Origin of the sequence: Microbacterium sp. 1154 (assembly GCF_031455375.1) — a bacterium.
Classification (GTDB): Bacteria; Actinomycetota; Actinomycetes; order Actinomycetales; family Microbacteriaceae; genus Microbacterium.
In genome coordinates this window covers 1471428-1490411 of record NZ_JAVDSN010000001.1, presented here as the reverse complement: position 1 = coordinate 1490411, position 18984 = coordinate 1471428, and the positions used below count along the sequence as shown (strand labels likewise).

Sequence of the window (18984 nt, the reverse complement as noted above, 5' to 3'; positions counted from 1 at the left end):
CCGTGGCAGCCGCCTTCCCGCTGCTCCCCGACCCCGACCAGGCACGCGAGTGGGCGGAGCGCGAGCTCAGCGACCCCGCCTATCAAGCGGCCGAGCCGAACATCGTCGACCGCATCTCCCAGGCCATCGGGAAGTTCCTCGAAGATCTGCTGCGCATCCCCGACAACGACGGGTGGGGCCCGTCCGCTCTCGTCGTCCTGGGCATCATCGTCGTCGCGCTGCTCGTCGTCGCTCTGCTCATCTGGGGTCGACCGCGCCTGTCGACCCGCGCCTCTGAACCGGCTCGCGCCCTCTTCGACGACGACGACGGGCGCTCCGCCGACGAGCTCCGCTCCGATGCGGCGTCCGCGGCCGGCCGGGGTGACTGGAACGATGCGATCGTGCTGCGGTTCCGCGCCTTCGCGCGCGGCCTCACCGAGCGCGGACTGGTGGATCCCCCTCCCGGCGCCACGGTCCGATCGTTCGCGCGCGAGACGGCGACGGCGCTGCCCGCCCTCGTCCCCCTGCTCGAGCCGGCCGCGACGACCTTCGACGACATCCGCTACCTGCGCCGCACGGGCACCGAGCAGAGCTACCGCCGCGTCGCCGACCTCGACGACGCGGCCGTCCGCGCGCGCACCGCGCCGGTGGCACCCCGGTGACCGCGGTGACAGCCCCGGTGGCCCCGATCCGTTCGCGCCGCAGGTCCGCTCTGAGCTGGGCGGCTCTGGCCGCGGGTCTGCTGCTCGCCGCGCTGATCGGCGGCACCCTCGTCTACGGCGGATACACGCAGCGCGCGATCTTCGACCCCGACTCGGCGGGTCCCGACGGCACTCGCGCGGTCGTGCGCATCCTCGAGCAGCAGGGGGTCACAGTCACGATCGCCCGCGACCGCGCCGCCGCCGAGCGCGCCCTCGCGGCCGGCGGCGCGACCCTCGTCCTGCGCGACGCACCGATGCTGTCCGACGACGCCCTGCGCGAGCTCGCCGACCGCGCGCAGCACGTCGTCCTCGTCGAGCCGCGGACCCGCGCGCTCCGGGTGCTCCTCGACGGCTCCGCGCTCGGCGGCTTCTCCCCCGACACGTCCGCGACTCCCGAGTGCACCGTCCCCGCGGCCGCGAACGCCGGAACGGCTCGCGTGGGAGAACTCCTGCGCCCCGGCGACGGGGTCGAGGGGTGCTACCCCGTCGACGGCGAGTTCGGCCTCTTGCAGTCCGACGGTGCCGACGGACGAACGGTCACCGCCCTCGACGGGCTCTCGGTCCTCACCAACTCGATGCTCCCCGTCGACGGCAACGCCGCCCTCGCCCTGGGCGTCCTGGGCCAGACCGAGACCCTCGTCTGGTACGTGCCCTCGCTCTCCGACGCCGACCAGAATGCGGCCGCACCCACCCTCGGCGACCTCACCCCCGCGTGGGTCACGCCGGCCATGCTGGTGCTGCTGACCGCCGCTCTCACCGCCGCGATCTGGCGCGGTCGCCGCTTCGGCCCGCTCGTGGCCGAGCGCCTTCCCGTCACCGTCCGCGCCACCGAGACCACCGAGGGCCGCGCGCGCCTCTACGCCTCATCGAAGGACGCCGCGCACGCGCTCGACGAACTCCGCCGAGCCGCCCGCGCCCGCGTCGGGCGGCTGCTGGGCCTGACCGCCCGCACCTCCCCGCACGAGGTCGCCGACGCCGTCGCCCAGAGACTCGGTGCGGACCGCGCGCGCGTCCGCGGAATCCTCGTCGACGACCTCCCCCGTACCGACCGCGACCTCGTCGCGGCGGCCGACCGCCTCCGCGATCTCGAGGAGAGCGTGCGCACCGCCGTCCGAACCGAAGGGACCACACGATGACCGACAGCCCCGAGACCCCCGCCGCCGCGGCCCCGGTCGCACCGAGCGACGATCACGCGGAGCTGCGCGACGCGATGCACCGCGTGCGCCTCGAGGTCGGCAAGGCCGTCGTCGGCCAGGACGGCACGATCACCGGCCTTCTCATCGCCCTCCTGTCGCGCGGCCATGTGCTGCTCGAGGGCGTTCCCGGCGTCGCCAAGACCCTGCTCGTACGCTCCTTCAGCCGGGCGCTCGGGCTCGACACGGGCCGCGTGCAGTTCACTCCCGACCTCATGCCGGGCGACGTCACCGGCTCCCTCGTCTACGACGCCCGCGCCGGCACCTTCGAGTTCCGCGCCGGTCCCGTCTTCACGCACGTGCTGCTGGCCGACGAGATCAACCGCACTCCCCCGAAGACCCAGGCGGCGTTGCTCGAGGCGATGGAAGAGCGACAGGTCTCGTCCGACGGCGAGAGCCGCGCGCTGCCCGATCCGTTCCTCGTCGCCGCGACCCAGAACCCCATCGAGCACGAGGGCACCTACACGCTGCCCGAGGCGCAGCTGGACCGCTTCCTCCTCAAGCTCGTCGTCGACCTGCCCGGTCGCGACGCCGAGGTCGACGTGCTGCGTCGCCACGCCTCGGGTTTCGACCCCCGTCGCCTCGACGACGCCGGTGTCGCGCCGGTCGTCACGGCGCCGCAGATCCTCGCGGCGCAGCGCGCGGCGGCATCCGTCGCGGTGGACGACGATCTGCTCGGCTACGTCGTGGACCTCGCGCGTGCGACCCGTCAGAGCCCCTCGGTGCTGGTGGGGGTCAGCCCCCGCGCCTCCACCGGACTGCTCGCCGCCGCGAAGGCGTGGGCGTGGCTGAGCGGTTACCCCGCGATCACCCCCGATCACGTGCAGACCATGCTCGTACCGGTGTGGCGCCACCGCATCCGGCTGCGGCCCGAAGCGGAGATCGAGGGCGTGTCGGTGGATGCCATCCTCACCTCGGTCCTGCAGCAGACCCGCGTCCCCATCTGATGTTCGTCACCGGTCGCCTCGCCCTGCTCGTCGCCCTGGGCGTCGTACCCCTCGTGCTGCTGAGCACGGCGGGTCTGTCGGCGTGGGCGGTCGCCGGCGGGTGGGTGTTTCTGTGCCTGGTGCTCGCGATCGTGGACACCCTGCTCGCCGCCGACCCCCGCCGGGTCGAGATCACCCGCACCCATCCCGAGCGGGCGCTGCGCGACGAACCCGTGGCGGGAGAACTGCGCGTGCGCAACCTCGGCACGCGTCTGCTTCGCGCGCGAGTGCGCGACGCGTGGCAGCCGACGGCCGGGGCGCCTGACGAGCGGCAGCGCTTCACCGTCCCTCCCGGTGAGAGGCGCGCCGCTCCCCTGCCCCTGCGCCCCCGCCGTCGCGGCGAGTTGCGCAGCGCCTTCGTCGCCGTACGCGCGGCCGGCCCCCTGGGGCTGGCCGGTCGTCAGAGCGTGGTCGACGCCCCCGGCAAGATCCGCGTGCTCCCGCCCTTCACCTCGCGACGGCATCTGCCCTCGCGGCTGGCGCGGTTGCGAGAACTCGACGGCAACACGAGCCTGCAGGTGCGCGGTCAGGGCACCGAGTTCGACAGTCTGCGCGAATACGTGCGCGGCGACGACGTGCGCTCGATCGACTGGCGGGCCACCGCCCGGGCGGGCACGACGATGCTGCGCACCTGGCGGCCCGAGCGCGATCGCCACGTGGTCATCGTCATCGACACCGGGCGCACGGCCGCCGCCCGCGTGGGCGACGGGGTGCGCCTCGACGCCGCGATGGAGGCGGCGCTGCTGCTCTCGGTGCTGGCGACGCGCGCGGGTGATCACGTGCACCTGCTGATGTTCGACCGCGTGCCCCGGGCGCGCGTCACGCGCGTCGACGGCTCTCAGCTGCTTCCCGCGCTGGTGGAGGCCATGGCCCCCGTCGACCCGCAGCTGATCGACACCGACTGGGATGCCGCTTTCGCGCACGTCCGCGGGTTCGCCGTTCGTCCGGCCCTCGTGGTGCTGCTCACGGCGGCCGACGACCCCGAGGCGGCCCGCTCGTTCCTCGCCTCGCTTCCCGCGGTCGCCTCTCGTTCGCGGCTGCTCGTGGCCACCGCCACCGACGGACCCGGCGAGACCCCGGTGCACCGCGACGCCGCCGACGTCTACGCCGCCGCTGCCGTCGAGCGCGCCCGGTACGACGCCGAGCGCGTGGCCGCCGCGATCGTGCGCGCGGGGGGCGACGCGGTGTCGGCCTCGGCCGACGATCTGCCCCCGCTCGTCGCCGACCGCTACCTCGCCCTGAAAGCGGCCGGCCGGCTGTAGCACACCCACTCCCCATGCAGCCTGCGACATATCTCGCGGCTTATCCTGGGGGGTACCCTTCCAGCCGTCGATGCGTCCCCTCCGCGCCCGGCTGCGCCGTCTACGCACAGGATGCGGGAGATCTCTTGCCAGGTAACGCCACCACGCACTTCGACGATGTGGCCCTCGTTTCGGTGGCGAGCGTCTTGCCCAGCCGCGTCACGACGTCCGACGACATCGAGGAGCGCCTCGCCCCGGCGCTGCAGCGTCTCAAGCTCAAGCCGGGTCTGCTGCGCCGCGTCGCCGGCGTGAACGAGCGTCGCAACTGGGCGGAGGGCGAATCCTCCGACGAGGCCACGATCGCCGCGGGCAAGCAGGCCCTCGCCGAGGCGGGCGTCGACCCGAGCGAGATCGGGCTCATCATCAACACCTCGGTGACGCGCAAGCACCTCGAGCCCTCGGTCGCCGTGCGCCTGCATCACGGTCTGGGGCTGCCCAGCTCGGCAATCAACTTCGACGTCGCCAACGCGTGCCTGGGGTTCATCAACGGCATGAGCCTCGCGGCGGGCATGATCCAGTCGGGCCAGGTCAAGTACGCCCTCATCGTCAACGGCGAGGACGCCGACGAGATCCAGGTGAACACGATCAACCGCCTCGTCCGCGAAGATCTCGACCGCGACGCGTTCATGCAGGAGTTCGCCTCCCTCACCCTCGGGTCCGGAGCCGCCGCCGCGGTCCTGGGGCGCGCGAGCGATCACCCCGAGGGCCACCGCATCGTGGGCGGCGTCACGCGCGCCGCGACCCAGTTCTACGACCTCTGCGTCGGCAGCGTCGACGGCATGTTCACCGACGCCAAGGCCCTGCTCAAGGGCGGTCTCGACCTGGTCGTCTCGGCGTGGAAAGAAGCGAAGGGCGAGTTCGCCTGGACCGGCATGGATCGCTACATCACGCACCAGGTCTCGTCGGTTCACACCTCGGCGATCGTCCGCGCGGCCAAGCTCGACCGCGAGCGCGTGCCGGTGACCTACCCGAGCCTCGGCAACGTGGGCCCCGCCTCCATCCCGATCACGCTCGCCGCCGAGCAGAAGACGCTGCGCCGAGGTGATCGCGTCCTCCTGATGGGAGTGGGCTCCGGCCTGAACACCGGGATGTTGGAGCTGGCCTGGTGAGCTTCCCGCGCGTCACGGGACCGCAAGCCACTCTTCCCCCCGCGGGCCTGCCCGGGCTCGACCCGGCCCTGTCGCGCCTCGTGAGCGTCGACGGCGTGCGCGCCGACGCGGGAGCCACGCGCCTGTGGCACGTGCTCGACACCGGCGACGCCCTCGCCGAGCGCGGCCTCGAGCCGATCGGCACGATCGTCGCCGTGCACGGCAACCCGACGTGGTCGTACCTCTGGCGCGCTCTCGTGAACGCCTCGCTCGCCCGTGCCACGGCGGGAGCGGCCGTCTGGCGCGTGGTCGCCGTCGACCAGCTCGAGATGGGCTTCTCGGAGCGCTCCTCGCTAAGGCGCACCCTGGCCCAGCGCATCGCCGACCTCGACGCTCTCGTCGAGGCGCTCGGCATCCGGGGTCCGGTCGTGACCATCGGTCACGACTGGGGTGGGCCCGTCTCGCTCGGCTGGGCCGTCGAGCACCGCGACCGCCTCGCCGCCGTGATCGCGCTGAACACCGCTGTGCACCACCCCGCGGGCGCCCCGCTCCCCTTCGCTCTGCGCGTCGCCACGGCGCGCGGCATGCTCGCGGCCGGGACCACGGGCACCACGGCCTTCCTCGACACCACCCTGGCCCTGGCCGATCTCGACCCGGCCGTGAAGGCCGCGTTCCGCGCGCCCTACGCGACCGTCGCCCGCCGCCGCGGCATCGGCGGTTTCGTCGCCGACATCCCCGCGACCCCCGACCACGAGAGCACCCCTGCTCTGCACCGCATGTCGTCGGGGCTGCGCGAGCTCGCCGTGCCGGCCCTGCTCCTGCGGGGTCCCAAAGACCCGGTGTTCGGCGAGGACCATCTCGACGACCTCACCGACCGGCTGCCGCACGCCGACGTGCACCGTTTCGAGGGCGCCGGACACCTGATCGCCGAGGAGCGCCCCTACGCCGACGTCGTGCTCGATTGGCTCGACGAGAAGGTCGTGGATGCCGTGACGCCCGCGACCCGCGCGCGTCGCTCGGCCGCCGCGAAGCGCGCGGCCACCGCCCCCGCGCCCGACGCCTCCGACGCGCCCGAGGCTGCGTCCGGTCGCCTGTGGGACGCCCTCGATGCGCGCCGCGACGACGACGACACCGCCGTCATCGATATGACCACGTCCCGAGGCGGAGAGCCGCTGCGCGTGAGCTGGCGGCAGCTGTCCGCGCGCGTCGACGAGCTCGCCGCGGGCCTCGACGCCTTCGGCGTGCGCGCGGGCGACCGTGTCTCGCTGCTCGTGCAGCCGGGTCCGACCCTGACCGCCGCGCTGTACGCGTGCCTGCGCATCGGCGCCGTGGTGGTCGTGGCCGACCGGGGTCTCGGCATCCGGGGTCTCTCCCGTGCCGTGCGCGGTGCGGTCCCCGACGTCGTGATCGGCGAGGTCGCGGGCCTCGCGGCCGCGCGCGCCCTCGGCTGGCCGGGCCGCCGTATCTCGGCCGCGGCTCTTCCCGCGATCACCTCCCGCGCTCTCGGCGTCGAGGCGAGCCTGTCCGATCTCGCCCGCGCCGGGCGCGGTCGACCGGTGCCCGCTCCCCCCGCCCCCGAGGCCGAGGCGGCGGTGCTGTTCACCTCCGGGTCGACGGGGCCCGCCAAGGGCGTCGTCTACACGCATGCCCAGCTCACCGCGCTGCGCGACACCCTCGCGGCGCACTTCGGCGTGACCGCCGAGACGGGTCTCGTCACCGGCTTCGCCCCCTTCGCTCTGCTGGGTCCGGCGCTGGGCACGCGCTCGGCGACGCCCGACATGGACGTCTCGGCTCCGCGTACGCTGACGGCGGCCGCGGTGGCCGCGGCCGTCCGCGCCTCGGACGCGCGGATCGTGTTCCTCTCGCCCGCGGCCGTGTCGAACGTCGTCGCGACGGCATCGGCCCTGACCGCCGACGACCGCTCCGCTCTCGAGCGTGTCGAGACGTTCCTGTCGACCGGGGCCCCCGTGAGCGTCGAGCTCCTCCGCCGCGCACAGGCGCTCATGCCGAACGCGACGGCCCACACGCCGTACGGCATGACCGAGTGCCTGCTCGTCGCCGACGTCACCCTTCCCGAGATCGAACAGGCGCAGGGAGACCGGGGCGTGTGCGTCGGCCGCCCGCTCGGCACCGGCCAGGTGCGCATCTCGGCAATCGACGCCGAGGGCCGTGCCTCCGGCGCCCCGTCGACAGAGGCGGGAGTCACCGGCGAGATCGTCATCTCGGCGCCCCATCTCAAGCGCGGCTACTTCCGCCTGTACCTCACCGACCGTCAGGCGCAGCGCGGCCTCCCCGACCGCTGGCACCGCACCGGAGACGTCGGTCATCTCGACGCCGACGGCCGGCTGTGGGTCGAGGGGCGCCTTCCCCACGTCATCGCCACCGCCGAAGGCCCGGTCACTCCCGTGGGCATCGAGCAGGACGTCGAGACGGTCCCCGCCGTCGAGCGCGCCGCCGCCGTGGGCGTGGGCCCCGTCGGCGGGCAGGTCGTCGTCGCGGTGGTCGAGGCGGGCGCCCGGCGCCCGGGTCTGGCCTCCCCCGACCTCACGGATCGGGTGCGCGCGGCGACGTCGCAGCGCCTCGCGGCGGTGCTCGTCGTCCCGACGCTGCCGACCGACATCCGTCACAACTCCAAGATCGACCGCTCGCGCCTGTCCGCCTGGGCCGAACGCGTGCTCGCGGGCGAGAGGCCGACGGCGCCGTGAGGGTTCTCGCGACCGGCTCGTCCGGGTTCCTCGGCCGTGCGGTCGTGCGCGCCCTGCAGGACGCCGGGCACGAGGTGCGGACGCTGCAACGCCGTCCCTCCGGCGTCGAGGGTGCCGAGGACCGGCGGGGTTCCGTCACGGACCCGGATGCCGTGGCATCCGCCCTCGAGGGGATCGACGGGGTGGTGCATCTCGCGGCGAAGGTCTCCCTCGCCGGCGACCCCGCGCAGTTCCACGCCGTGAACGTCGAAGGCACCCGCACCCTGCTCGACGCCGCCGCCGCGGCGGGCGTCACGCGTGTGGTGCACGTCTCGTCGCCCTCGGTCGCGCACGCCGGCCACGCCCTCGCGGGCGTGGGAGCCGAGCCCGCGGATCCGGATGCCGCGCGCGGCGAGTACGCCCGCACCAAGGCCCAGGCCGAGGTGCTCGCGCTCTCCCGCGCCGGTGGCGACACCGCGCTCGTCGCGATCCGACCGCACCTCGTATGGGGCCCCGGTGATACGCAGCTCATCGAGCGCGTCGTCGCTCGCGCCCGCCGGGGCACCCTGCCCCTGCTCGACGGCGGGACGGCCCTCATCGACTCCACGTTCGTCGACAACGCGGCATCCGGGATCGTGGCCGCCCTCCACCGCGTCGACGAGGTCAGCGGCCACGCGTACGTGCTGACGAACGGCGAACCACGGCCGGTCGGCGACCTGCTCGCCGGCATCTGCCGGGCCGCGGGTGTCACTCCCCCGCGCTTCAGCGTTCCCGCGGGCGTGGCGAAGGCGGCGGGGTCGCTGATCGAGCGGGTGTGGGCCGTGCGCCCGGGCGAGGACGAGCCGCCCATGACGCGTTTCCTCGCCGAGCAGCTCTCGACCGCGCACTGGTTCGATCAGACCGAGATCCGCCGCGACCTGCGCTGGGCGCCGTCGGTGTCGATCGACGAGGGCCTGCGCCGCCTCTCGCTCGCCTGAGCCACGGCATCCGGGGTCTCCCGTAGACCCCCGCGTCCCTTTTTTCGCAGACCGTGTCCCGATAAGGGCCGCCTGACGCGCACTCAGGCAGCCGTAAACGGGACATGGTCGGTGCGTCGCCCACCGGGGCATGAGCCGATCAGGGCTGCCTGACGCGCACTCAGGCAGCCGAACACGTCACGCGCACCGACGACGGAAGGCCCGCCCCCGCGAGGGGACGGGCCTTCCGCGTGCCGCGACGACCGAGCCGCAGCGAACCGTTCTCAGACCAGGTCGAACCGGTCGAGCTCGGTGACCTTGCGCCAGGCGGCGACGAAGTCACGGACGAACTTCTCCTTGGCGTCGTCGGAGGCGTACACCTCGGCGAGCGCGCGCAGCTCGGAGTTCGACGAGAACACCAGGTCGACGCGCGTGCCGATCCCGACCGTCTCACCCGAGCCGTCCTTCGTGCCCTGGAAGGCGTGCTTGCCGCTGTCGAGCGGCTTCCACGTCGTGCCGAGGTCGAGGAGGTTCGCGAACACGTCGTTCGTCAGGGCGCCCGGGGTGTCGGTGAAGACGCCCCAGTCGCTGCCGTCCCAGTTGGCCCCGATCGCGCGCAGACCGCCGACGAGCACGGTCATCTCGGGCGCGGTGAGGGTGAGCAGGTTGGCCTTGTCGAGCAGCAGGAACTCCGCGGGCAGGCGCGCCTCGCGCGAGGCGTAGTTGCGGAAGCCGTCGGCGATCGGCTCGAGCCAGCGGAACGACTCGATCTCGGTCTGCTCCTGCGACGCGTCGGTGCGGCCCGGGGTGAAGGGCACCTCGACCTCGACGCCACCGGCGAGAGCGGCCTGCTCGACACCGGCGTTGCCCGCGAGCACGAGCAGGTCGGCGATCGAGACCTTCTTGCCGTCCTGCGCCTGGGCGTCGAACTTGGCCTTGATCTTCTCGAGCACGTCGAGCACGGATGCAAGCTGCTCGGGGTTGTTGACCGTCCAGCTCTTCTGCGGCTCGAGGCGGATGCGCGCGCCGTTCACGCCGCCGCGCTTGTCGCTGCCGCGGAAGGTCGAGGCGGCGGCCCAGGTCGTGGTGACGAGCTGCTGTACCGACAGTCCGCTGTCGAGGATCTGCTGCTTCAGGGCCGCGGCATCCGTCTGATCGATCAGAGCGTGGTCGACGGCGGGCACCGGGTCCTGCCAGACGAGGACCTCGTCGGGCACCTCGGAACCGAGGTAGCGCTCGCGCGGGCCCATGTCGCGGTGGGTCAGCTTGAACCACGCGCGGGCGAAGGCGTCCTGGAACGCGGCGGGGTCCTCGGCGAAGCGGCGCGAGATCTTCTCGTAGGCCGGGTCGACGCGAAGCGCCAGGTCGCTGGTGAGCATGCGGGGCTCGCGGCGGCCGTCGGAGTGCGCCTCGGGGACCAGGCCCTCGCCGCCGCCGTTGACCGGACGCCACTGGTGCGCGCCCGCGGGGCTCTGGAAGAGCTCCCACTCGTAGCCGAAGAGGATGTGGAAGAACTCGTTGTCCCAGCGGGTGGGGTGGTACGTCCACGTGACCTCGAGGCCACTGGTGATGGTGTCGTCGCCCTTGCCGGTGCCGTGGCTGTTCTTCCAACCCAGGCCCTGGTCGTTAATGTCGGCGGCCTCGGGGTTGGGACCGACGTGCGAGTCGCTGGCCGCACCGTGGGTCTTGCCAAAGGTGTGACCACCGGCGATGAGCGCGACGGTCTCTTCGTCGTTCATGGCCATGCGACCGAAGGTCTCGCGGATGTCGTGGGCCGACAGCTGCGGGTCGGGGTTGCCGTTGGGTCCTTCGGGGTTGACGTAGATCAGACCCATCTGGACGGCGGCGAGCGGACGCTCGAGCTCGCGGTTGCCCGTGTAGCGCTCGTCGCCGAGCCACGTGGTCTCGGGGCCCCAGTACACGTCGTCGTCGGGCTCCCACACGTCCGTGCGCCCGCCGGCGAAGCCGAAGGTCGGGAAGCCCATGTCCTCGAGCGCGACGTTGCCGGCCAGGATCATGAGGTCGGCCCACGAGATGGACTGGCCGTACTTCTTCTTGATGGGCCACAGCAGACGGCGGGCCTTGTCGAGGTTGACGTTGTCGGGCCAGCTGTTCAGCGGGGCGAAGCGCTGCATGCCCGCGCCCGAGCCGCCGCGGCCGTCGGTCACGCGGTAGGTGCCGGCGCTGTGCCAGGCCATGCGGATCATGAGGGGGCCGTAGTGGCCGAAGTCGGCGGGCCACCAGTCCTGCGAGGTCGTCATGACCTGCTGGATGTCGGCCTTGACCGCGGCGAGGTCGAGCGCCTCGAACGCGGCCTTGTAGTCGAAGCCCTCGTCGAGCGGGTCGCGCAGCGCGTTGTTCTTCGCGAGGATCTTGACGTTCAGGGCCTCGGGCCACCACACGCGGTTGGCGGATCCCTGGGTGGGGTGGGGCAGGGCGCCGGCGGGCTCGCTGTCGGCGGGGGCTTCGCCCACGGGCAGTCGGTTGTCGTCGGGGGCGGCTCCATCGTGGAAGACGGGGCACCCGTTCAGAGCGTCGCTCATCGGGATCCTCTCGGTTTTTCGGCTTCGGACGTCGCTCGACAATCGGAGCACACGCCCCAGAACGTCACTTCAGCGGTCTCTATGAGAAAGCCGCTGCCCTCCGGAACGTGCAGGCACGGCGCCGAACCGACGACGCAGTCCACGTCCTCGATGCGGCCGCACCCGGTGCACACCACGTGGTGGTGGTTGTCGCCCACGCGCAGCTCGAACGTGCCGGCGTGGCCGGCCGGCTCGATGCGGCGTGCGAGGCCGGCGTCGGCGAAGTCGCCGAGTGCGTTGTACACCGACTGCTTGCTCGTTCCGGGGAGGGTGCCGACGATCCCGTCGTAGACGGCGTCGGCAGTGGCGTGCGGCCGGGCGCGGAGGGCTTCGAGGACGGCGATACGCGTCGCCGTCACCCGCAGCCCCGCTCCGCGGATGAGGGCATCCGCGGGGGCTTCCGGTCGACTGTCGAACATGCGACCAGCGTACCTTGTTTTGAGTGAATCAAAAATGACACGCCGGGAAACGATCGGCGCCGTTCAGCTCGACGACCGCCGGAGCCGCAGGACACGGCATCCGGATGCCGTCATCCCGCCGTCAGCGTGGGAGTTCCGGCCTCGTACTCGGTGAGATCGCCGGTCTCGCCCGCGCGCGCCGCGCGTCGACCGACCCACAGCATGTAGAAGAGGAAGACGCCGAGGGCCAGAGCCCCGATGGCGACCTTGATCTGCCAGGGCCACTCGCGCGGGGTCACGAACCCCTCGACGATCCCCGAGAGAGCGAGGGCGAAGACGAGCCCCACCGCCACCGTCGCGAGCGAACGACCCGCCGCGGCCAGCGCCGCCGCCCGCGAACGGCGACCGGGAGCGACCCAGGCCCAGAAGATCTGCAGCCCCGCCGCGCCCGCGACGAAGATCGCCGTGAGCTCGAGCAGGCCGTGCGGGAGGATGAACTGGAAGAACAGGTCGCCGCGGTCGAACGAGAACATGATCGCCGCGGAGGTTCCCACCCCGATGGCGTTCTGCATCATGACCGCGAGTGGCCACAGGCCCGTGACACCGAACAGCACGCACTGCGCCGCGATCCAGGCGTTGTTCGTCCAGACCGATCCGGCGAAGATCGCGTTCGGGTTCTCGCGGTAGTAGTTCACGAACTGCTCGTCGGCGTAGTTCTGCAGCTGGCTCTTCTCGCCCAGGGCTGCCACGGCCGCCGGATCGCCCGAGATCCACAGGGCGACGAGGCTCGAGACCACGAGGAAACCGATCGTGACGGCGAGAGTGCTCCAGCGCACGCGGTAGAGCGCGGCGGGGAGCTGCAGCACGAAGAAGCGCGGCACCTGCTTCAGGACGTTGTCGCGAACCCCGGTGAGACGAAGCCTCGTGCGCGCGAGCAGGATCGAGACGTGGTCGCCCTCGGGTGTGCGTCCGGCCGAGGTCTTGATGTCGGCCAGATCGGCCGAGGCCGCGCGGTAACGGGTCACCAACTCGTCGACGTCGGGACCGCTGAGACGCTTGCGGCGACCCAGTTCGTCGAGCCGCGCCCACTCGTCGCGCCGGGCGGCCGTGAGGGCATCGAGGTCCATGTGGTCAACTGTACGCATGGCTTCGTCGACGACCCCCTCCCCCGCGGTCGCCCTCGTGCACACGGGTACCGACGAGACGCTCACCGGAGAGGCCGTCGCCCTCGACGTGCAACCGGTCGGCTTCTTCCTCCGGGCGCTCGGGGCGCTCATCGACTTCCTCATCGGGGCGGTCCTGCTGGTCGGCGGGGCACTGCTCCTGACGACGATGGTCGCGGCCGGCACCCTTCCCGAGGCGGCGATCCGTATCGGCGTGATCTCGCTGCTCGTGCTCGTGACCGTCGTGATCCCCACCACCGTAGAGACCCTCTCGCGCGGTCGGAGTCTCGGCCGCCTCGCCGTGGGAGCCCGTATCGTCCGCACCGACGGCGGGGCCGCCGGCTTCCGTCAGGCCCTCATCCGGTCCCTCGCCGGGGTGCTGGAGCTGTGGTTCACCCTCGGCGCGATCGCCGCGGTGGTCGGCATGTTCACCCCGCGCGCTCAGCGCCTGGGCGACCTGCTCGCCGGCACCGCGAGCGAACGCACCCGCACGCGCCGACTCCCTCCCCCGGCGCCGGGTCTGCCACCGGGTTGGGAGTCGTGGGCCGCGATCGCCGACGTCTCGCGACTGCCCGACCGCCTGGCCGCTCGCGTGGCGCAGTTCGTGCGCGGGGCCGATGCGCTCGAGCCCGCCGCGCGCGCCCGGGTCGCGGCATCCCTCGCCGAGGCCGTGCGCCCCTTCGTCTCACCGATCCCCCCGTCCGACGACGAGGGGTTCGTCCGCGCCGTGTCCTCGGTGCGGCGGGATCGCGAGTACCGCGCGCTCCTGCTCGAGAACGAGCGCGCCGCCGCCCTCACCCCGCGCGCCTGAGCACGCCAGACCGGAGTCGACCTCAGGTGCGAAGCGTCTCGTGCCGCACGACGACCCAGCCCTTGGGGACCGACAGGCGGTCGGCGTGGATCGCGCACAGGTCGTGCGCGTGCGGGTCGCCCGCGGGACCCAGGGGGCCGAGGGCCGCCATCTGGTCGCCGTAGTCGTAGGTGAGGGTGCTCATCGCCTCGCGGGCGCATCCCACCTTCGAGCAGAGTCTGTCGCGCATCGCGGGCCAGCCTAGTCAGCCGCTCCGACACCGCTTCGACGCCGCGCCGCCGGACTCCGGATGCCGGCCCCCGGTGCGACCGCCCCCGCCCTGCCGACGAGGGTCCCGGCACGGCACGACCGCGGCGCCCCCTCGAACGTAGGATGGGCCCATGATGCGACGCCGATCCCGGGAAGCGCGACCGGTGGCCCGCCCCTCGCGACACGGTCGCCACGGACGCGAGAACCGCAGTCCCGTCGTGCGCCCGCCGCTGCCCCCGATCGACACGCGTGTCGAGCGCTTCGACGTCGCCGTCGGCGCCGCGGCGGAGTTCCTGCGCTCCGCGTGGACCGATCTGCGCGAGGTCTCGTTCGAGATCGGAATCATGCCGCCCGCGGCCGCCGACGGCATCCCGCGGTGGACGGTTCTGCGCGAAGAGAAGCGCATCATCCTGTACCGGGTGCCCATCGAGCGCCTGGGACACCCCCACCACGACGACGACCTGCACCGCCGCATGATGATCGAGGGCGCGGTCTTCCGCGCCGCGGCCGAATACCTCGATCGCGACCCGTGGGACCTCGGTCCCGAACGGTTCCGCTTCTTCTGACCCGCGCCGGGCGGGCGGGCCGCTAGGGCAGGATCGTGAGCGCCGAGGCGGCGGCATCCGCCGGCCACAGGGGGTACGAGGCCACGGCACCCGTCCCGGCGTACGAGACCGACGCGCGGACGGGAGAACCCGATTCGAGGCGGTAGACGCCCGCGGCGACCGGCACGGCCACGCTGGCGCCGGCGGCGACGGCCGTGGTGACGGGCGCGCCTCCGTCGGACGGGGTGAGCGTGACGGTCGTGTCGCTCTGGGCACCGGCGATCACCAGGTTCGCTCCGACGCCCGCCGCGACGGCGACCGTGCTGGGGGCCGAGATCTCGGGAGCAGGCACGTACCAGGCGAAGTCCGCCCCCTCGCCGAACCCGGTCGTCGACCAGGTGGCCCCGACGATGGGCGCGGTCGAGGTGACGTCCACCGTGTAGGCGCCCGCGGCCAGACCCGACAGGTTGAGCGAGGTCGGGAGTCCCGACGTCAGCGGTATGTCGGTGGGGGCGGGAGCGGCGACGGCGGGGTCGGTAGGAACCAGTGTCACCGTCGCGGTCGCGTCGGAGCCCGGCGAGAGCAGCCGGAGTACGGTGCCCGCCTGGCTGGCGTCGGTGGCGAGCACCTGCACCCCCGGCATCACCAGACGCGTGTCCGCCTGAGCGAGCGGGGCGACCTGGTCGACGCCGCCGGGAAGCAGCAGGCGCGTCAGCGCCGCCTGGAGCGAGGCGTGCACCGGCGCGCCCGACGAGACGACGCGCACGACCGGGCTCTCCTCGCCCAGCAGCAGTCCCGCGAGGGGGACGACACGACGACCCCCCGCGGGGACGACGAGGTTCTGACCGCTCGGTGGGGTCGAGACGCCCTGCGCCCCGTAGACCGAGAGTTGGACGGTCGCCGGGACGTCGCCGGGGTTCGCCAGCACGACCAGGTCGTTCGCTCCCGTGGTCGAGGCGCCTCCGACCAGCCACGACTCCGCCAGAGGGGGACGGCAGGCGGATGCCGCGAACCCGATCAGGTCGCTCGCGGCGGCCGTGGCGGACCCGGCGGCGGCGAGGGGCGTCTGCACGCGGTCGCGGGGGGCGGCGCGCAGAGCCTCGGCATCCCCGGACGAATCGGCCGTGGCGCCGGTCAGGGCCGTGGTGCTCGCGTCGGCGTCGGCGGGGCCGCTGACGACCTGCTGCGCGGCCGCGGCGCTCAGCGAGCCCGCCGAGTCGGCGCTGCGCCCGAGGGCCAGCAGGGGCCCGTCGCACGCGAGGAGGGTGTCACCGGGGGCCGGGGTGGCCTGCACCCGCACGGGGGTCGCGGTGTATTGCGGCCAGGGGGCTGCGATCCCGACGATCGTGCCGACCACCGCGGCCGTGGCCACGGCCGCACCGGCGACGACGCGGGCGCTCGTGGCGGCGACGCGGACGAGACGACGCTCGCTCATCGGGTTCCTCCCGGGTTGGGGCCGACGATGCGCGGCGTGCGGCGCGCGACCCGCCGCGATGCTGCGGTCGGGACGGCGAGCAGCAGGGCGATCAGCACGACGGCGAGGGAGCCCGCGGCGACCAGGCGCTGCAGGCCGAGGCGATGGTCGTCGAGGGGCGGGCGCGGGGTGACCTCGGTGTTGACGCGCCAGAGGTCGCCGCGCGAGGTCGCTCCGACCGGGTCGAGCAGGTCGCGCTGGTCCAGCGAGGTCGCCGCTCCCAGCCGCGTCCCGCGGATCACGTCGTCCTCGCCGGCCGGGGCCGATTCGAGCAGCACGAACGAGATGCCGCGCTCCGCCAGACGCGAGACGACGTCGTCGGCCGAGGGGGTCACGAGGTCGGCCGCGAGGGCCGCGAGCTCGACGTCCTCATCGTCGGCCGTCGTGCGCGTGGCCTCGACGGTGCTCTGCCCCGACAGGGTGGCGCTGCCGCCCCACACGACCTGCACACGCAGACCGTCGGCTCGGGGGTCGAGGACGATGGTGCCGATGTCGAGCGAGCCGCGCCCTTCGGCGGCGACGAATGCCGGGAGGGTCGAGACGGGGCCGTTCGTGAGCACCGAGCGGCCGCTGTCGGCCCCGGCCGCCGGGGCGGTGAGAGCGGGGGCGACCGAGACGGCGAGGGCCGCGAGCGCGAGCAGAGCGCCGACCGGCCGCAGGACGCCGACTCGAGCGGGGACCCCGGCGTCGAGGGCGATGACGGCCGCGCCGACCAGACCGATCCACGCGAGACTCAGACCCGCCCCGGGCCAGAGGGGCACTGCGACCGAGTGGTCGAACGACACGGCGATCCCCACCGCGGCGAAGGCGGTGGCCAGTCCCGCCACGGTGAGGACGATGAGGGCGGATGCCGTGATCCACCGCGGGGTGAGGACCGCGAGCACGGCCAGCACGGCGAGAGGCGCGACCAGCAGGCCGACCCACCAGACCGGTCCGCCGGTCAGGCTGGCCCACCCGCCCGGGTCGGAGGTGGGGAAGCCCGCGGCGAGCAGCGCCCGCCCGAGCGGCGTGGCGGAGGCCTCGGCCCCCGCGTAGGCGACGCCGGGGTCGGCGAGCAGGCCCCAGGGGTTGCCCGCGCGCAACTGCGTCCACACGAGCGGGGCGAACACGACGATCGAGGGGACCAGCAGCCACACGACACGGGCGACGCCGCGGCCGGCCACGAGGGCCACGACCACGAGCGCCGCCGACCACAGCACCACGACGGCCGGAGCCAGTGAGGGCGCCGATGCGAGGACGGCGACGAGGAGGAGGGATGCCGCTCCCGCTGGCGCCCACGACCGGTGAGCGACGCTCGCGGCGTAGAACAGCCACGGCAGGAGCAGGTGCACGAGCACGCCCGCCGGCCGGCCCTCGACGAGGGCGGCGAGGAAGGTCGGCGCCAGGGCCCAGGCGAAACCGGCGACGATGCGCAGCATCGACGACTCCGTCACGCGGGTCGCCGCGAACCACCCGCCGAGGACGGCGAGGGGCAGGGCGAGCACCCACAGCACGACGAACGCGCGCGAGGGCTCCCCCGGCGAGAGCGAGCCGATCACCGCCACGAGGGCCGAGAACGGATCCGCCGGTCCGACGACATCCAGCCCGAGGGGCCGCGCGCCCCAGGCGGCGTCCTGCCAGAGCTGGGCCACGTTCTGTCGCAGCGGCGCCAGGGCTCCCCCGCCGAGGACGGGCCAGGCCAGCAGCGGGGCGAAGAGGGCGGCCGAGACCGCGAGGGCGCCGAGCACCGCCCAGGCTCCGCCGCCGACGAAGAAGCGCAGCTCCGACCGCACCGGGGCATCGGGGTCAGCGACGTCGCTCTCCCAGCGCAGGCGCATCTCGGCCCGCGAGACTCGGAGCGGCGCGAGTCGCGACCACCCCACCTTGCGGGAGAAGCGGATGCGACCGCGCGCGCGGGCGACGGCGGCGGGTCGAGCCATGACCAGAAGCGTCGCTCCCCACTCGGGCAGCACCCGGTAGGGGACTTTGGTGATCAGGTGCAGGATCGTGCGCCACAGGGCGAGCGGCAGCAGCGAGAGCCAGTGCAGGGCCACCGCCGCCGCGGGGGCGTAGACGAGCCGGCGGTGCAGTTGCGCCGTGCGTGTCGCGAAGGCGCGGCGGCGAGCGCGACGGCGACCGCGGGCCATGGCCGCCACGCCGTCTCCGGCGACGGCGACACGAGCCGAGGGCACGAGCGAGACCAGGTGACCCGCGAGGCGCGCGCGCACGCCGAGGTCGAGTCCCTCGTCGGCGCCGCCGAGGGCGGGGTCGAGACCGCCGAGGGTCGTCCAGGCGTCTCTGCGCACCAGCAGACCCCGCACGTCGGCGCCGAGCACGTCGGCATCCCCGTCGCGTTGTCCCTGGTCGAGTTCGCCGGCGGCGAGTTCCACGGTGCCGCCGTAGCGGTTCATGCTCACACCGAGCGAGACGATCGCGTCCCGGTCGTCCCAGGCCACGAGCTTGGGGGCGGCGACCACGAGGGGCGGCGAGAGCTCGAGGGCGCCGGCCAGACGCACGAGCGCGTCGGGATCGGGAGCGGTGTCCTGGGCGAGCAACCACACGGCGTCGCCGGTCAGGCGGGGCGTGGCCAGCGCCGTGGCCGCGGCGAACGAGGTTCCGGCGGGAGCGGTGATGACGCCCTCGGCGCCGGACGCTGCGGCGAGATTCCTCAGTCCGGCGTCGGAGCCGCACAGGACGATGGTGAGCGCATCGACGGGGCGGGTCTGCGCGGCGAGGGCCGCGAGCGTGCGCTCCAGATGGTTCGCTGCAGGAGTGCGTCCTTCGGGACGCACGACGAGAATGGCGTGAACACGGTCGGGCATGACGCGGATCAGCCTAAGTCTGCTCTCCCTCGATCACGGACGCCGCGCCGTCGGCGAACGGATCGCTCGGGCG

The 18984-nt window shown here is 73.5% G+C and carries 15 protein-coding genes; 9 read left to right on the top strand and 6 right to left on the bottom strand.

Features of this window, described 5'->3' with window-relative positions:
- Positions 1-2: 2 nt before the first annotated feature.
- The 7 genes from J2X55_RS06810 (at position 3) to J2X55_RS06780 (ending at position 8909) form a co-directional block, all read left to right on the top strand.
- Positions 3-641 (top strand): DUF4129 domain-containing protein, encoded by a 639-nt coding sequence (locus tag J2X55_RS06810; protein ID WP_309822562.1) that lies wholly within the window; start codon positions 3-5, stop codon positions 639-641.
- Positions 638-1816: a DUF4350 domain-containing protein gene (locus tag J2X55_RS06805; protein ID WP_309822560.1), complete on the top strand. Its 1179-nt coding sequence runs from the start codon at positions 638-640 to the stop codon at positions 1814-1816. Before J2X55_RS06810 ends, J2X55_RS06805 begins: the two co-directional genes overlap by 4 nt.
- Complete coding sequence (locus tag J2X55_RS06800; RefSeq protein ID WP_309822557.1) at positions 1813-2820, top strand: MoxR family ATPase; 1008 nt, start codon at positions 1813-1815, stop codon at positions 2818-2820. The genes J2X55_RS06805 and J2X55_RS06800 overlap by 4 nt, the downstream gene beginning before the upstream one ends.
- Positions 2820-4121 carry a DUF58 domain-containing protein gene (locus J2X55_RS06795; protein WP_309822555.1) on the top strand — a complete coding sequence of 434 codons (1302 nt, stop codon included), beginning with the start codon at positions 2820-2822 and terminating at the stop codon, positions 4119-4121. Before J2X55_RS06800 ends, J2X55_RS06795 begins: the two co-directional genes overlap by 1 nt.
- Positions 4122-4246: 125 nt before the next feature.
- Positions 4247-5269 (top strand): 3-oxoacyl-ACP synthase III, encoded by a 1023-nt coding sequence (locus J2X55_RS06790; RefSeq protein WP_103206481.1) that lies wholly within the window; start codon positions 4247-4249, stop codon positions 5267-5269.
- Entirely contained in the window at positions 5266-7953 is a 2688-nt protein-coding gene (locus J2X55_RS06785) for an alpha/beta fold hydrolase (RefSeq protein ID WP_309822554.1), read from the top strand. The genes J2X55_RS06790 and J2X55_RS06785 overlap by 4 nt, the downstream gene beginning before the upstream one ends.
- Positions 7950-8909: an NAD-dependent epimerase/dehydratase family protein gene (locus J2X55_RS06780; RefSeq protein ID WP_309822552.1), complete on the top strand. Its 960-nt coding sequence runs from the start codon at positions 7950-7952 to the stop codon at positions 8907-8909. Before J2X55_RS06785 ends, J2X55_RS06780 begins: the two co-directional genes overlap by 4 nt.
- A 263-nt stretch (positions 8910-9172) precedes the next feature.
- Here J2X55_RS06780 and katG read toward each other — a convergent pair whose 3' ends face one another.
- The 3 genes from katG to J2X55_RS06765 all read right to left on the bottom strand — a co-directional run bounded on the left by katG (position 9173) and on the right by J2X55_RS06765 (position 12995).
- Complete coding sequence (gene katG / locus J2X55_RS06775) at positions 9173-11431, bottom strand: catalase/peroxidase HPI (protein WP_115915648.1); 2259 nt, start codon at positions 11429-11431, stop codon at positions 9173-9175.
- Positions 11428-11889: a Fur family transcriptional regulator gene (locus tag J2X55_RS06770; protein ID WP_115915649.1), complete on the bottom strand. Its 462-nt coding sequence runs from the start codon at positions 11887-11889 to the stop codon at positions 11428-11430. Before J2X55_RS06770 ends, katG begins: the two co-directional genes overlap by 4 nt.
- Positions 11890-11999: 110 nt before the next feature.
- Positions 12000-12995, bottom strand: coding sequence for a stage II sporulation protein M (locus J2X55_RS06765; protein WP_309822551.1), 996 nt, complete (start codon positions 12993-12995; stop codon positions 12000-12002).
- A gap of 16 nt (positions 12996-13011) precedes the next feature.
- On the opposite strand from J2X55_RS06765, the gene J2X55_RS06760 reads away from it, so the two are divergent.
- Entirely contained in the window at positions 13012-13842 is an 831-nt protein-coding gene (locus J2X55_RS06760; protein WP_309822550.1) for an RDD family protein, read from the top strand.
- A 22-nt stretch (positions 13843-13864) separates the two neighbouring features.
- Here J2X55_RS06760 and J2X55_RS06755 read toward each other — a convergent pair whose 3' ends face one another.
- The gene (locus J2X55_RS06755; RefSeq protein WP_103206488.1) at positions 13865-14071 is read right to left on the bottom strand and encodes a DUF3499 family protein; all 207 of its coding nucleotides are present in this window, start codon (positions 14069-14071) and stop codon (positions 13865-13867) included.
- 154 nt (positions 14072-14225) lie between these two features.
- On the opposite strand from J2X55_RS06755, the gene J2X55_RS06750 reads away from it, so the two are divergent.
- On the top strand, positions 14226-14657 hold the full coding sequence (locus tag J2X55_RS06750; RefSeq protein ID WP_396653255.1) for a hypothetical protein: 432 nt from the start codon (positions 14226-14228) through the stop codon (positions 14655-14657).
- 22 nt (positions 14658-14679) lie between these two features.
- Here the strand turns inward: J2X55_RS06750 and J2X55_RS06745 are convergent, their stop codons facing one another.
- Both J2X55_RS06745 and J2X55_RS06740 read right to left on the bottom strand, forming a co-directional pair.
- Positions 14680-16071, bottom strand: a complete 1392-nt coding sequence (locus J2X55_RS06745) for a DUF5719 family protein (RefSeq protein ID WP_309822546.1) — start codon at positions 16069-16071, stop codon at positions 14680-14682.
- Complete coding sequence (locus J2X55_RS06740) at positions 16068-18911, bottom strand: glycosyltransferase (RefSeq protein WP_309822545.1); 2844 nt, start codon at positions 18909-18911, stop codon at positions 16068-16070. The genes J2X55_RS06745 and J2X55_RS06740 overlap by 4 nt, the downstream gene beginning before the upstream one ends.
- Between the last annotated feature and the right edge of the window lie 73 nt (positions 18912-18984).

Coding starts and splice junctions, on each gene's coding strand:
- J2X55_RS06800 (WP_309822557.1), top strand. CDS start 1,813: ATGACCGACAGCCCCGAGACCCCCGCCGCCGCGGCCCCGGTCGCACCG.
- J2X55_RS06795 (WP_309822555.1), top strand. CDS start 2,820: ATGTTCGTCACCGGTCGCCTCGCCCTGCTCGTCGCCCTGGGCGTCGTA.
- katG (WP_115915648.1), bottom strand. CDS start 11,431: ATGAGCGACGCTCTGAACGGGTGCCCCGTCTTCCACGATGGAGCCGCC.
- J2X55_RS06770 (WP_115915649.1), bottom strand. CDS start 11,889: ATGTTCGACAGTCGACCGGAAGCCCCCGCGGATGCCCTCATCCGCGGA.
- J2X55_RS06765 (WP_309822551.1), bottom strand. CDS start 12,995: ATGGACCTCGATGCCCTCACGGCCGCCCGGCGCGACGAGTGGGCGCGG.
- J2X55_RS06760 (WP_309822550.1), top strand. CDS start 13,012: ATGGCTTCGTCGACGACCCCCTCCCCCGCGGTCGCCCTCGTGCACACG.
- J2X55_RS06755 (WP_103206488.1), bottom strand. CDS start 14,071: ATGCGCGACAGACTCTGCTCGAAGGTGGGATGCGCCCGCGAGGCGATG.
- J2X55_RS06750 (WP_396653255.1), top strand. CDS start 14,226: ATGCGACGCCGATCCCGGGAAGCGCGACCGGTGGCCCGCCCCTCGCGA.
- J2X55_RS06745 (WP_309822546.1), bottom strand. CDS start 16,071: ATGAGCGAGCGTCGTCTCGTCCGCGTCGCCGCCACGAGCGCCCGCGTC.
- J2X55_RS06740 (WP_309822545.1), bottom strand. CDS start 18,911: ATGCCCGACCGTGTTCACGCCATTCTCGTCGTGCGTCCCGAAGGACGC.